The organism is Kosakonia sp. (assembly GCF_032104925.1).
Lineage (GTDB): Bacteria > Pseudomonadota > Gammaproteobacteria > Enterobacterales > Enterobacteriaceae > Kosakonia.
Map to the genome: position 1 here is coordinate 1 of NZ_DAMCGF010000019.1, position 13,215 is coordinate 13,215.

Sequence of the window (13,215 nt, forward strand, 5' to 3'; positions counted from 1 at the left end):
GGTGGATTACCCCCAAACGAATCGGAAAACCGATACTGGAAAAACTCTAAAGCGGCGGCCAGTTTTAGTTGACCACTACAGATGCAGAGTCAGCGCATCTGAATAAATGGATGGACTATATTGATGCGATCAATGCTATTGACACATCATCAGACGTAATCGAATGGCCAGCAGAACCTGGGGTGTGACATGACCTTTCTAAGTTATTACACGACGCTACAACAAGCTGCTGACGCAACTAAACGTAATCTTGTAATTGATACAGACTATTACTTTTCAACTAATGAAATAGTTGATTTTAATAACAAGGTTGTATTCATCGATTGCCAGTGCTCATTTATAGGCGATGGAACGATAAAATTCAAAAATATGGGGAAGGGATCAGTAATTTACCGACCTTGCATGAAATCTCAGACTACACCATATGTCATATTCCGATATAACAGCGAAGGTGAATGGAGATCAAGCAGTGATGTACTTGCGTCAATTTCCCAGTCGAGGGAGCAAGGATATCAGCCAACAGTGAATGATCAGGATATATACAGTCAACTACCTGATTATATAAAGTCGCAAAATGTGTACAGTGAACTTTTGCTATCTTCAAATTGCTCAAATGTAACTATAGAAAGTCCAACAGGTGAATTCGCTCTCATTCGTTCAGAAATGAACAACAATGTTATTGTGCGTGATCCTGATATTCTTGGTGGCAAGGGATATGTCGGGACGATAGATTTTTGTGAATCTTGATGACAGCTCTTATGGGCATGGAAACAAAGTTATTGGAGGGCAAGTCAGGTATGGCTCGTTTAGTGGCGTAACCTTTATCAGACAGAAAGGATATGATGGTGGCGTTAAAGACTTCAAAGCATACCGTTGTGGTGAGAGCGGTGTAAAAACATATCAAAATGAGATAAACGGACGTTCAGCCAGATGTTATCAACTTACATTATGACAACATAACCGCCGAACAGGTTTATTTTGATGGGTTAGATGCAAATGCAGATTTTGGTGTTGTGACAAACCGTATTGATGATTATCCGATATCCCAATACCCAAATCGTAAGCTGCCAACGAAACACAGAATAAGCAATATTCATTCCATTGATGTCAAAGGTGTTGGTGCCTGGTGGGATGGGCAGGGTATTGTGGCAAGAAATATCACCGTTGAGAACGGCCATGGATGCGGAATATGGGATGTTGGAACAAACAATATTCTGATGAACGTAGAGACAATCGGCTGTAATTCAGATAACGGAAATTATAATCACATCACCTGTGAAGGATCAAATCAGATTATCGGAGCAAGGGTGACAATATACGGCTGTATAACAGGGTATGCCGTATATGCACCTGGTAGTCAGATTGGTGATGTCTACACAAATAAAGGTACAGGTTCAGGTGTGATTCTTGTTACACAGATTAATCATTAGCCAAACGAGCAGCGCAAATTGTTAAATATTTACATGCTGCATATCGTCAATAATAGAAATTATTTACCGTCTATAACCACATCATTTGCATGACAGGCGGCACGTGCCGCCTTTTTGGTTGGGTAATGATATGCTCCACATAAAGCCACAGAAAAATAAATCATTGATATAGGGTCATAAAATAAGTGACCAGACATAATAGAAGTAACAAAGCATGTAAATACAAAGTTTAATGCGCTTTCTCTTGGTGAGATATGAAGCGTTATGTAATTAATTACAGTTAAAAACGTGGATACATAAATTATCGACGATATGATACCCATGAAAGAAATAAGATCTACAAGCTCAAATTCTGTTAGATATTCTTTATAATCTGAAATTTGCATACCAAAAAACATATCAAACAGTGAATAGTTTGCAAGCAAAGGCAATAATCGTTCATTAAAGTTATATGGTCTGTATGAGAAAATGGAATTTGCAGTGTCATAATTTAAAATTCCAGAATAAACCAGAACCGGTATTGCTATTAATGACGAAAAAACAAATACAGAAACTTTTTGCCAACAACTTCTTAAGAAATAAAATAATGGAGCAAGAAGAAATGTAATGTACACTGACTTAGTGCCAACGATCATGAGAGATGATAAAGTTAGCAACCAATAAAGTTTGCTTTTATTATTATATCTTACCTGCCAGTAGGTTGCATAAATTCCAGCTATATAGAAATAAGTAGATACGTTCTGCTCAAGAATGAACCCGTTATAACCGAATCTTGTGTCAATCCACGATCCGTCAAGAGCTCGTATGTGTCCATACGTTCTGATCCATTCAATGTCAAATAAAAAAGCAGACCAGGAAATAATGCAATTAATTATAAACAAATAGAAAAATACATTGCCAATTATTTTTTTATTTCTTATTGATAAGCAGGCGCACAATATAACAATTCCTGAAATGTACTTAAATAATACATATAATGAATTGTAGTCCTCACCGTACTCGATGAAGTGACCAAGCGAAAACCATAGAGCTATAAAAAAAAGCACGTATAGTGATGTTATTATGTGCCTTTCTCTTATCCTGAAAATGCAAACAAAGAAACAAATAACAACAAACACAAATCGAAGATAACTTGATGGATTTATGTTATTGTAATACCTTTCATATTTTTCATACCCTTCAGAAAAGAACATGACAATAAATGATGCGGCTATAAAAAATGAAGAAATATCTAATTGGTATGGTGATTTATTATTTTTCATATTATTTAAGTATAATTATCGACAGTCCGCAGCATGCAATAAAAAAAACAATAAGAAACTTTTCAAATCCGTCGATGTCTTTTGATGATGAGTGTTTGTCTGTAACCATATATTCACCAATGAATTATAATCTTCACAATTTGCACACACTGTGTATGAATTCTACATCCTTATCTTAAAATGATCGAGTAAAATCCATGCTTTTTCTTCATGGCCCGATAAAGGATGTGTGGATGCAAAGTCGCTTGACAGTGGTGCTGGACGTGGATTGCTGACGTACACCATTACCCGTCTGCATGATGACGGCATTATTTAATGGGACAGATTTGAGACATGCAAAGCTTTGCATCGGTTTGCATGGCTTTGTATCTTTTTACAAGATGGGTCGTGTGAGCGCTGGTTTTACTGGCTATGCTATTGAGTTAAAAGATAGTTCTTATAATTCGTAATGTGAAGGTCGTAGGTTCGACTCCTATTATCGGCACCACCTTCCCTTTAAAATTAACCGGTTATGCTTCATTGATTTTGTTTTGTCCGACCCGGCATTTTTCGTGTTGAGCATGCAAGACGTAACGCGACATCGCGTCATATCATACCTCGCTTCATTGTCGATACTTCATTTATGATAATAACAACAGGCTGGATTAAATAATCCGACGCTGCATATCTCGTGAAGCTGACAGAACGTAAATAGGAAATATCTCATCCTCTCCCGTTAAAGATATATTTTGTATTTAGCAGGACCTGTACATGGTGCGCGCAAATAAAATTTGTGGCGTGTATATTAATGGCCGGTTCATAACATTATGCACGCATGTTGAATTTATCGCCATTTTATTGATAGGGATGATCGTGATGAGAAAACTTATAGCTCTATTGTCTATTTCGATTTTAAGTGGATGCGCTCAACAACCGCTCGTAACGGTAAATGCGTTATCTTCAGGCCAGAGTGTAGGGAAGCGCTTCATCATCCTGCCAGCAAGTCAGGCGCTCTATGACGCTAACCAGATTGAATACAATCAAATTGCCGCAGTAGTTTCTGCATCGCTGACACGTCAGGGATATATACAAGTTAATGAGCCGGAAAAAGCCGATCAGGGAATATTATTAGGATTTGCAAGAAGTGGGGAGGTGACCAGCACACGGAATGTCACTGTGCCGATGTATGGCCAGACCGGTATTAGTTCAGCGACGACATACGGAAATGCCAATACCACATATAACTATCTCGGTGGCGGTAACTTAACGTCGAACATTACAGGCAGCGCAACGACGGTCTACACACCGACCTATGGAATTACCGGATCATATGACACAACAATTACCAATACATCATATGGAACAGCGGTAGCACTCAATGCATACGACGCTAAGGTATATCTGAAAAGTAACCGCGTAAATCTGCTGTGGAAGTCAAGTGCGGCCATCGTATCTTCCAGAGCTGACAGTATTGCCGATTACAGAGGTCTGGCGTTAATTGCGGCTAATTATGCCAATATGAATACTAACGGTGATACCCATTTGAGAATCGATCCACGTAATCCCACTCAGTAATTTAAACGGGGTGTGATAAATACGATGGAAATTAACACCCCATACCAATTAAAAAAGACAGTGCTATTGAGATGAGTCGACCTTTCAACATTCCCTTCCTGATATTCACGCTACGGAAAATAGCGTTTTACCCATAAAAAAAGCGCCCGCAGGCGCTTAGAGTGTGTTGTTCGACAACGGCAGACTTATTTGGTCAGTTCAGCCGTCATATGAACATTATTATTAGTGTTGGCTTCAATGATTTTATATGAAGCGCCTGCCTGCTGTGCTTTGGCAGCAATTAAGGATTCCGCCTCGTCAAGCGTGGACGCCGTGGCGGTTACGCTCTGAGCGAAAGCGCCAAATGAGAGGACGGAAAGCACAGTAGCGACAGCAAGTGAATTGATGGTTTTCATAATGTTATTCCTTAAATTTTTATTTGTGCTGGGCGATAACGCCCAATTCAACATCTGTAGTGAATGCCGGTTTTATACGGCAGCGTTTATTTGTAAATCACCGCGGTGCCGTGCAGGGTGTTCGGGCCGGTCACGGAAGTAATACGGAACGATTTCGCGCCCATTTCATCGGCTTTCTGCGCCAGTTCGCTTTGCAAAGAGGAGAGATTGGTGCCGGCATTGGCAGAAATCACGCCCACTTTTTGTTGGTCAGCCGGAGTGGACTGCACTTCGACGGCGGCTACGCTTGCGAAAGAGAGGGAACTAAGTACAGCGACGGCGATCAGGGATTTGATGGTTTTCATAATTTTGCCTTCTGAATCTGGATTTGTGTGAGGTCGTAAGTATTAACTTAACGATCGATAGGTAAATCATAAATGTGATCTGCATCACTCGTCAATACTATTTTTATAATGATCGTTTAAATAATTTAAAATAACTTATTATTCAAATAGATATGTCGTGTATTTTTTCGAAAAATTTCCGCTGGTCAGCCGCTTTGCAATGTTTTTATAATGATTATTAACTAAATTGATGTGAACGAGGGAGGAACAATGGCAACCGACGTCACATGCTGTACGAGAAAAGGTCGCGGACGGCCAAAAATTTTCGATCGGGACGCAATGCTGGATAAAGCGATGATGCTGTTCTGGGAGCAGGGTTATGAAGCTACATCGCTGGCAGACCTGGTTGAAGCCACTGGCGCAAAAGCACCGACGCTGTATGCGGAATTTAACAATAAAGAGGGATTGTTCAGAGCCGCGCTTGATCGCTATATGGCTCGCTTTTCCGCTATACACCGGGCAGCGCTTTTCTGCGAAGAGAAAACGGTTGAGCAGGCGTTGCGCGATTATCTGCACGCGCTAGCCAGTTGTTTTGCCGGTAGTGATACTCCGGCAGGCTGCTTTTTAATCAACACTTCTGCCACGGTTTCCGCTTCATCAGAACCGATAGCGGACTCTATCCGGGAACGGCAAACGGCGCAGGAGCAAACTCTGCTGGCTTTTTTGCTGCAACGCCAGTTGCGTGGTGAGATCCCGTCGCCAACAGATGTGCAAACCACCGCGCTTTTTTTAAGCTGTATTATTCAGGGCATGTCGGTCAGCGCGCGCGAAGGTGTCAGTCTGGATAAACTGCAGCAGATTATCGACACGACGCTGCGGTTGTGGCCGGTATTAATCAGCCAGAACGAACGGAGCGCCGGTTAAGAGAATGGTGGACAATGCGTTTGAGGATGACCATCCGCGGGCGAGAGGATTTTTCGCCCGCGGTGAAACCATCAGTGATGCAGCATTTCGTCAACAATCTGCGCTTTAGTCATATTGTACGGATAATATGTCGGCCAGTTATCCATCTCTTTTAACAGCGCGTCTTGCGATTCGTTGCCCATAAAAATATGGAAATGTTGCGACTGGCGCGGGCCGATAATATGGTCGCTGAACTGCACATATTTTGGCGCTTTTGATTGCGCGTCTTTACATTCAAAGAGATAACGCACGCCTTTTTTCCCGGAGGAGTAAGTCAGGATTTTATAGCCCGCGTAATCATAACGGCAGGAATTGACTGTTTTGCCAACGTGAAATTCCATTACGTTGTTTTCTATGCCAATCATTTCTACATCGGTGGCGTAACCTTTTTGGTAATAGGCGCGATACTCTTCAACGCTTTTACCGCCTTGTTTTGCTTTTTTCTCCAGCACCGGATCAAGATCGCCGCTGAGCAGATACGGGTTCACGGATTGCCAGATCCCGTCCCAATCGGACAATGCCCGGTCTTTTACGTCCTTATCATCAAAAATGCCTTCGCTGGCTTTACGCTCCACTTCTGAAAGCGGTTTGCCGTGGTGCTCATGCGCCAACGTTGGCGCGCTCATTAGCAGCACTCCCATGCCAAGTACAAAGGCTGATTTCTTCATGATCATATTGCGCTCCCTGGTTATCATTTGTTACGAAGTGAGATGTTATAATATAACAAAATCAAATGCCACATCGCTTTCAATTCACCAGCCAAATGAGTGGGGCGCCGTACAACATAGCAATATCTATATGTTTATGATTAATAGGTAATTTTTGCGTTTTTTATTCGGCTATGGCATTCTTGCCGCTCTTTTCGCAGCGTCTGCGTTTTTGCCTTCGCCTGTGGGCATTCAGGGGTCAGCAATGAGTTTTTACGCAATAAGTATTCTTGCTTTCGGCATGTCGATGGATTCTTTTGCTGCCGCTATCGGTAAAGGGGCGATGTTAAAACGTCCGCCAGTGAGCGAAGCGCTACGCACCGGGTTGATTTTTGGTGTTATTGAAGCCATCACCCCAATTATTGGGTGGGCCGCAGGTTTGGCCGCCAGCCAGTACATTATGCAGTGGGATCACTGGATAGCCTTTGTTCTGCTGTTTGTGCTTGGTGTGCGCATGATGAAAGAAGGACTGACTAAAACTGCGGATGAAGAAGCCGAAGCGCCGCGCCGCCACGGTTTCTGGTTGCTGGTCACCACCGCTATCGCTACCAGCCTTGATTCGATGGCCGTTGGTGTCGGTCTGGCGTTTCTCAATGTGAACATTGTGACGACGGCGCTGATGATTGGCCTTGCGACCACCATCATGGCCACCACCGGGATGCTACTGGGGCGTTTTCTTGGCACGGCGATCGGTAAATGGGCGGAAGTGCTCGGCGGTGTTGTGCTTATCTGTATCGGCAGCTCAATTCTGGTTGAACACTTAGGCTTACTATAACTTGCCCGAACGTGTGAAATCGTCAACAATGCGTGCTCAGGTGATGGCGTTCCACCTGACCCAACCGCTTCTCTGAGAAGCTGATGACGCCTGGTATGTCTCTGTCATGAGGCATGTCGGGCGTTTTCCTTTGGTGTTCCCTGCATGCCTCGCACTTTTGTTGATGAGGAAAAACATGCTCAAATCTTTATTTGCCGTAATCATCGGTGGTTCTGCAGGCTGCGTGATCCGCTGGCTGCTCGCGATTCGTTTAAATACGCTGTTTCCCAATCTGCCTCCCGGCACGCTGCTGGTAAATTTACTCGGCGGGCTGATTATTGGCGGCGCGCTGGCGCTCTTCACCCGCCAGCCGCATCTGGATCCCAACTTGCGGCTGCTGATCACCACAGGCTTATGTGGCGGCATGACCACCTTTTCCACTTTTTCGCTGGAGATTTTTACCCGGTTGCAAACGGGCAACTATGCGTGGGCGCTGGCTTCGGTGCTGGTGCATGTAACGGGATCGATTTTAATGACGGCGCTGGGGTTTGCGCTGATAAACACCTGGTATGGATAAAACAGGAAGGGGGGCAATGCGCCCCCCTTTTCTCAGCGCATTTCACGCCGCCATTTGCAGGCACGCTTGTGCGCAAGCCCGGCAACGTTTAGCGCACTGCTGGCAGTGCTGATGTTGATGCCGGCTGCACTCTTCGGCGCAGGCTCTGCACACATCGACGCAAATCCGGCACAGCGAGGGTAAATGCTTACTTTCCAGCGCCATAAATTGACCGGCAAGGCGGCACAGGGCGGCACATTGTACGTCCAGCTTGATGCACTCACGCATCATGTCGATATTCTCTTCCTGCAGGCAAGAAAGCGCACAGTGTTCGCAAGCCGCAGCGCATTGATAACAGGCTTCTGCGCATCGTTGATGTTCTGTATGCATGGTTTATCTCCATAATATTTGTGCGTCATAAGATAAGTGTGCACAGAATATTTATCCCTACCATTTTATTTACACATTTCATCACATCTGTCCTTTTATTAGGCGAGGGAAATTTTACTAACCCGCTTATAAGTATAAAGATTTATTTTTAATGCAACATATGTGTTTAAATATTTCTTTAAAGATTATTGTTTTTATATTGATATATTTTCGGATGATCAATTGACTAATCGTGATAAATAGCCAGACTTAAGACTCCAACGCGATTGATATGGGTTATTAACCGTATCGATTATATCGAAAACGAGATGTGGAGATATAACATGGCCGAACATAGAGGCGGTTCCGGTAATTTCGCTGAAGATCGTGAAAAAGCGTCAGAAGCGGGGCGTAAAGGTGGTCAGCACAGCGGTGGTAATTTTAAAAATGACCCCGAACGTGCATCCGAAGCCGGTAAAAAAGGTGGTAAAAATAGCCACGGCGGCGGCCAGAAATAGCCGTTTCGCTAGTTCTTTTTATTATCTGTAAAGTTCAGAACGGCAGCGGGCCGGAAACGGCTCGTTTATTTTTTAATTAACACTGTTTTGAAAATAAGAAAATAGAGGTATTAATGAGTTCGAACAATAATGATGAGGGTGAGAGGATATGCACATTACCTGAAGATTTATCTGAGCATTTATCTACTCATTTAATTGAAGATTCTCACCATCCTGCCGAAGTAATTGCCATTAATTTTACCGAAGCAGTTGATTTACGTCTCCCACCTTACAAGAAACGTCTTGTGCATAAAATGGCCAGTCGCAAACAACCCCCAAAAGGCAATAATCAATAAATCCTTTTCACCTTTCTAACGGCGTTGTGCTTCTTCAACGCGGAGAACTCTTCTTTTCAAGTTATGCCGCTGAAAGAGACAGGAAACTTTCAGTCATTCGTTTTTACGAAAACGATCAGAATAATTTTTAGCGCATTGAAAACGAATAAAAAATAACCTTCAGGCCGGCAAATCCGCGTTGTACCTGAAGGCATGCAATTGCATTTTCGTTACTAACAATAAGCGTGCTAATTATTAGCAAATTTCAACAAGAAAATCGCTATAAAACAGCGAGTTGCGATGAAATAAACCGATCTTTTCGAATGAATTTTTTTATCGTTAACACATTGATGTTATTGATGATTTGTCTGCATTTCATCCATCAGGCGCTTACAACCCAACCGGTGTCGCAGCGGCTACCGGGCCTTATGGTATTTTTTTTGCCTGCCGCCTGGCCTCTATAACAGCGGAGGATCTATAGTGAGTGAACTGAAGGCAACGAGAGGAGGTTTCGTGTTCAACGTTGAAAAAGATGACCCTCGTGAAGCGCCGGAATCGGGAGATAAAAAACCCCAACCGGTGAAGAAATAAATAAAAAGGTCGCTACGGCGGCCTTTTTATTTATTATTCAGTTTGTTACAGCAACACCTTGAAGAGACTCGCGCGTATCTCAACGGCCTGGTTTGTTTATCGAACGCAAATTGACGCCTGCTGGTTGGCTCTGTTTCTTATCAATACTCTGGCGCGCACATCTGGCTTCAGGCATCGCAATCCACCCAGCCTCGCGCCGCTGTGGGCATCATGACGGCCCGGAAGGCGGATAAACCGATTTCGGCACGCGATTTTTACCATCATCAGCAGGCGCTGCGCCTGCTGCTGCGGCTGACATTGAGTGGCAAATTGCATGTTTGCGCAGGGCTTGGCCATCTCAACCTTGCTGCGCGGTGGGCGGACAGGATCTTGTTGTTACACCGGGGAAAACGGCTGGCACAAGGCACGCCGGAACAGATGATTCAGCCACCGCTTATCGCGCCGTGGTACGGTGCCGGGGGCGAGGTGATCCCGCATCCGGGCGGGGACACGCCGCCGCTTTTTCTCTTGGTCTGATAAACGCCACTGTTGGCTGATGAAGCCGTATTTTTGCTAAAGTTTAGTGTGACTTAACTGATGCGGAGATCGGCAATGACCTTACCGCCTTTGCAGGCGCTCATCTGTTTTAATGCTGTCGCTCAACACGGCAGTATGAAAGCGGCGGCAGCGGCATTATCCATCAGCGCCAGCGCAGTGAGCCAGCAGATTGCCAAACTGGAAGCCTGGGTTAATGTACGGCTGTTTATGCGCGGTTCGCGCGTGCTGACGCTGACGCCGGAAGGGAAAATTTACCTGCGGGCCATTCAGCCTGCCTTTCATCAGATTTCACAAGCCACCCACCGGTTAATTGACGCGGCGGCGCACCGCCGTGTGAGCGTCAGTTGTTCAACGGAGTTTGCCATGCACTGGTTGCTGCCAAGGCTTGGCGGTTTTGAACGTTATTACCCGCATGCCGAGGTGCTTATCACTACCACTACGCGGGACGTTGATTTGAAAAGGGAAGGGATCGATTTTGCTTTTCGCCGCACGGTGCAGGCCGGGAGTGAAGGTATCCTGCACCCGCTGGAGAACAGCGGCGGGATGCTGCTGATTTACGATAAATCGGCGCTGTTAGAACCTCTTTGCCACGCCTTTCGCGACTGGCTGTTGGCCGCCGCGCAGGAACATCATTGGCCGGAACGGTAAACGCAAAAGGCGCGGCATGTTCGCGTTCCGGCAATGGCGCGCTCATCGGCGGTTACGCATATTTCCACCACAATCGATGCAGTTCATATCCCTTGTCACCGGGTTCGGGCCGCTTTTCCCAGGGTTTATCGATAATAAAGTGCAGGTTTTTTACCTGCGCTAAATCCCACATTTGCGGATGCTGGAGCGGCAACGTTTTTAAGGCGTTATAACCATAATGCAGCGGTAGCCAGCGGTCGCGGAACACTTCGTTCAGAAAATCCTGCTCGGCAAAAACATAGCCCGAAATATCGGCTTTCTCAGCCAGCTTCGCCATCATCTGCTGATAAAGGGCATTATCCGGCGTGAGCAGCAGAAACCCGCCGTTCAGGTAGTTATCCAGCGACGCCGGTGGGTTGGCATGCATTTGCGCGTCCGTACACCAGCTGTAATAGCAGTTTTCCGGCCGCCAGCTCGCCGGATAGCTTTCGATATGGTTAGGGTTACAGCGACAGGCATGGCAGGCGGCAATGGTGCCTGCGGCCAGTGGCAGTTCAAAAAGGTGATCCATATTTTGCAGCACCAGCATATCGGCATCGAGAAACGCCACTCGCTGGTATTCCTCAAGCGTCCACACTGCCAGTTTGCTCCACACGTCGGCAAAACGGGCGTTTGCATAGCGGCTTTCAAGCGTGGGATCGGGGCCGATAACCGGCACTTCCCGCACTTTGCAGCCTTGGGCGCTCAGGTGCTGGCGCGTGCTGTCGTCAATGGCGTCGGTAACCATCACCACCAGCGGCCACGGCGAACCGCTGGCGCGCAGCGAACGGTGCAGTGTTTCTACACCCGGCAGGTAATCTGGCTGCGTCAGGAGAGTTACCCAGGCGAATGCGGCGCTCATGACAACAGCTCCGTCATAAAGGTGTTGAGAAATTTGCCCTGCGGATCAAAACGCTGGCGTATAGCCTGAAACGCCGTCCATTGCGGGTAGAGCGCGGGCCAGTCGTATAACGTCGGATCGAAGTATTTCCCCCAGTGCGGCTTCCCGCCTTCTTCTGCCAGCAACTGTTCGGCGGCGCGCAGAAACGCCAGCCCTTCTTCAGAGAGCGAGCCGTCTTCGGCGTAATAGACCACAAAGCCAAAAAAACAGGTCGCTTGCTGCCAGGCCGGGCTTAGCCATGCTCCGGAAGGCCCGGTGCAGCGCAAAATAATCGGATAGTGCATATGCGGGTGCGATTGCTGATGCCACGCTTTAATGCGCGCAATCACCGCCGGGGCACGCGCCAGTGGAATACCGATCTCAATATTGATTTGCGGCGTGGCGATACCCCGGCAGAACACCTGGTAGATATCACCAATCACATCTGAAAAGTCTTTAAAGCGCGTTACGGTGCGAAACGGCTTGCCGTTTTCATCAACAATATTGGTGTCGTCATGCATCTGCTCCAGCGTTTTTTCCACCGTGTCGTTCATCTGCGTGTCGGTCTCTTCCCGTTCCACCAGATCTCCATGATTAGCGCGCCATAGCGCCATTTCATCGGCGGTGGATTCGCGCGCGTTCCAGGTGTGAACTTTGTTTTCATCCGGGAACCACCACGTTTTGCTGAACGCCCACTGCTGGTTCCAGCTAAGCAAGTCTTGCGCAAGATTCCCGGCGCTGCTGGCGCTTTTAAAGCAGGTATACAGCGTTGCCGGGCGCGTGCGCAGGGTGACGGCGGTAATCGCCCCCAGCGTGCCGAGCGCCAGTTGCGCGGCGGCAAACGCTGGATGCTGGCGGTCAAGCTCGTGGATCTGCCCGGCAGCATCCACCAGCCGGATACGCAGCGCTTCATCCGCCAGCGAGCTTTGCTGCATGCCCTGGCCGTGGGTCCCCGTTGAAATGGCGCCTGCCAGCGTTTGCGAATCGATCACTCCCGGCGACGCGTACAGCATGCGGTTCATGACGGTGAGGAGTTCAAACACTTCGTGCAGCTGCGTCCCGGCGCCAAACGTTACGCTGTCGTCATCCACCGCCAGCACACCGCGCAGCGCAGAGATATCAATTAGCGTATCGCCCGGCTGGCTCAGTTTCAGCATGTGCCCAGGCGACATGCGACTGCCCATCACCCGCACGCGCCCGGCAGCGGCGGCAATAACCTGCTGCAACTGCGCTTCATTTTCCACATGGATGACGGCGTTTTTGCTGGCCAGTACCGCGTTTTTCGCCCAGTTGAAAAGGTGCGGATCTTGCGGGTCTGCATGCGGCTGTCGGCGTGGAAAAAGGGTCTGCGTGTCGTTCATGGGCGGCTCCTCGCTCAGATTTTTATTTATTAAAC

Annotated in this window: 20 protein-coding genes and 1 riboswitch; of the genes, 13 read left to right on the plus strand and 7 right to left on the minus strand. The window is 46.8% G+C overall.

Annotated elements, in window-relative coordinates; translation table 11 throughout:
* The first annotated feature begins 68 nt into the window (after window positions 1–68).
* Genes RT644_RS22895 through RT644_RS22905 form a run of 4 tightly spaced genes read left to right on the plus strand, consistent with a single transcriptional unit; the run spans window position 69 to window position 1,430 of the window.
* On the plus strand, window positions 69–188 hold the full coding sequence (locus RT644_RS22895) for a tail fiber assembly protein (protein WP_409521897.1): 120 nt from the start codon (window positions 69–71) through the stop codon (window positions 186–188).
* Window position 189: 1 nt separating this feature from the next.
* The gene (locus RT644_RS22900) at window positions 190–747 is read left to right on the plus strand and encodes a tail spike protein (protein WP_313628256.1); all 558 of its coding nucleotides are present in this window, start codon (window positions 190–192) and stop codon (window positions 745–747) included.
* Window positions 737–952: a tail spike protein gene (locus RT644_RS23695; protein ID WP_409521898.1), complete on the plus strand. Its 216-nt coding sequence runs from the start codon at window positions 737–739 to the stop codon at window positions 950–952. The genes RT644_RS22900 and RT644_RS23695 overlap by 11 nt, the downstream gene beginning before the upstream one ends.
* The gene (locus tag RT644_RS22905) at window positions 936–1,430 is read left to right on the plus strand and encodes a tail spike protein (RefSeq protein WP_313628324.1); all 495 of its coding nucleotides are present in this window, start codon (window positions 936–938) and stop codon (window positions 1,428–1,430) included. Before RT644_RS23695 ends, RT644_RS22905 begins: the two co-directional genes overlap by 17 nt.
* Window positions 1,431–1,489: 59 nt before the next feature.
* Here RT644_RS22905 and RT644_RS22910 read toward each other — a convergent pair whose 3' ends face one another.
* Window positions 1,490–2,692, minus strand: coding sequence for a hypothetical protein (locus RT644_RS22910; protein ID WP_313628258.1), 1,203 nt, complete (start codon window positions 2,690–2,692; stop codon window positions 1,490–1,492).
* Window positions 2,693–3,442: 750 nt separating this feature from the next.
* Here RT644_RS22910 and RT644_RS22915 point away from each other — a divergent pair.
* On the plus strand, window positions 3,443–4,246 hold the full coding sequence (locus RT644_RS22915) for a hypothetical protein (protein WP_313628260.1): 804 nt from the start codon (window positions 3,443–3,445) through the stop codon (window positions 4,244–4,246).
* Between the two features lie 185 nt (window positions 4,247–4,431).
* Here RT644_RS22915 and RT644_RS22920 read toward each other — a convergent pair whose 3' ends face one another.
* On the minus strand, window positions 4,432–4,641 hold the full coding sequence (locus tag RT644_RS22920; RefSeq protein ID WP_017458785.1) for a DUF1471 domain-containing protein: 210 nt from the start codon (window positions 4,639–4,641) through the stop codon (window positions 4,432–4,434).
* An 86-nt stretch (window positions 4,642–4,727) separates the two neighbouring features.
* On the minus strand, window positions 4,728–4,985 hold the full coding sequence (gene bhsA / locus RT644_RS22925; RefSeq protein ID WP_017458786.1) for a multiple stress resistance protein BhsA: 258 nt from the start codon (window positions 4,983–4,985) through the stop codon (window positions 4,728–4,730).
* Window positions 4,986–5,234: 249 nt separating this feature from the next.
* On the opposite strand from bhsA, the gene RT644_RS22930 reads away from it, so the two are divergent.
* A complete protein-coding gene (locus tag RT644_RS22930; RefSeq protein ID WP_313628262.1) occupies window positions 5,235–5,888 on the plus strand; it encodes a TetR/AcrR family transcriptional regulator in 654 nt (217 codons plus the stop codon).
* A 71-nt stretch (window positions 5,889–5,959) separates the two neighbouring features.
* Here the strand turns inward: RT644_RS22930 and zinT are convergent, their stop codons facing one another.
* Window positions 5,960–6,601: a metal-binding protein ZinT gene (zinT, locus tag RT644_RS22935; RefSeq protein WP_313628264.1), complete on the minus strand. Its 642-nt coding sequence runs from the start codon at window positions 6,599–6,601 to the stop codon at window positions 5,960–5,962.
* 238 nt (window positions 6,602–6,839) lie between these two features.
* Here zinT and mntP point away from each other — a divergent pair, with 238 nt between their 5' ends.
* Entirely contained in the window at window positions 6,840–7,409 is a 570-nt protein-coding gene (gene mntP / locus RT644_RS22940) for a manganese efflux pump MntP (protein WP_313628266.1), read from the plus strand.
* A 30-nt stretch (window positions 7,410–7,439) separates the two neighbouring features.
* A riboswitch (Fluoride riboswitch) is annotated at window positions 7,440–7,509 on the plus strand.
* A 75-nt stretch (window positions 7,510–7,584) separates the two neighbouring features.
* Entirely contained in the window at window positions 7,585–7,965 is a 381-nt protein-coding gene (crcB, locus tag RT644_RS22945) for a fluoride efflux transporter CrcB (protein ID WP_020456697.1), read from the plus strand.
* A 42-nt stretch (window positions 7,966–8,007) separates the two neighbouring features.
* Here the strand turns inward: crcB and RT644_RS22950 are convergent, their stop codons facing one another.
* Window positions 8,008–8,334: a four-helix bundle copper-binding protein gene (locus RT644_RS22950; protein ID WP_071925260.1), complete on the minus strand. Its 327-nt coding sequence runs from the start codon at window positions 8,332–8,334 to the stop codon at window positions 8,008–8,010.
* A gap of 323 nt (window positions 8,335–8,657) precedes the next feature.
* Between RT644_RS22950 and RT644_RS22955 the strand changes: the two genes are divergently transcribed.
* The 5 genes from RT644_RS22955 (at window position 8,658) to RT644_RS22975 (ending at window position 10,921) form a co-directional block, all read left to right on the plus strand.
* Window positions 8,658–8,831 carry a general stress protein gene (locus tag RT644_RS22955; protein WP_020456698.1) on the plus strand — a complete coding sequence of 58 codons (174 nt, stop codon included), beginning with the start codon at window positions 8,658–8,660 and terminating at the stop codon, window positions 8,829–8,831.
* 113 nt (window positions 8,832–8,944) lie between these two features.
* Entirely contained in the window at window positions 8,945–9,166 is a 222-nt protein-coding gene (locus RT644_RS22960; protein WP_313628269.1) for a hypothetical protein, read from the plus strand.
* A 492-nt stretch (window positions 9,167–9,658) separates the two neighbouring features.
* Window positions 9,659–9,736, plus strand: coding sequence for a hypothetical protein (locus RT644_RS22965; RefSeq protein ID WP_244173025.1), 78 nt, complete (start codon window positions 9,659–9,661; stop codon window positions 9,734–9,736).
* Window positions 9,737–9,946: 210 nt separating this feature from the next.
* The gene (locus tag RT644_RS22970; RefSeq protein ID WP_409521899.1) at window positions 9,947–10,252 is read left to right on the plus strand and encodes a hypothetical protein; all 306 of its coding nucleotides are present in this window, start codon (window positions 9,947–9,949) and stop codon (window positions 10,250–10,252) included.
* Window positions 10,253–10,327: 75 nt separating this feature from the next.
* Window positions 10,328–10,921, plus strand: coding sequence for a LysR family transcriptional regulator (locus RT644_RS22975; RefSeq protein ID WP_097406323.1), 594 nt, complete (start codon window positions 10,328–10,330; stop codon window positions 10,919–10,921).
* Between the two features lie 52 nt (window positions 10,922–10,973).
* Here the strand turns inward: RT644_RS22975 and RT644_RS22980 are convergent, their stop codons facing one another.
* Window positions 10,974–11,801, minus strand: a complete 828-nt coding sequence (locus tag RT644_RS22980; RefSeq protein ID WP_020456702.1) for a glycosyltransferase family 8 protein — start codon at window positions 11,799–11,801, stop codon at window positions 10,974–10,976.
* Window positions 11,798–13,180 (minus strand): D-arabinono-1,4-lactone oxidase, encoded by a 1,383-nt coding sequence (locus RT644_RS22985; RefSeq protein ID WP_313628279.1) that lies wholly within the window; start codon window positions 13,178–13,180, stop codon window positions 11,798–11,800. The genes RT644_RS22980 and RT644_RS22985 overlap by 4 nt, the downstream gene beginning before the upstream one ends.
* Window positions 13,181–13,215 lie beyond the last annotated feature (35 nt).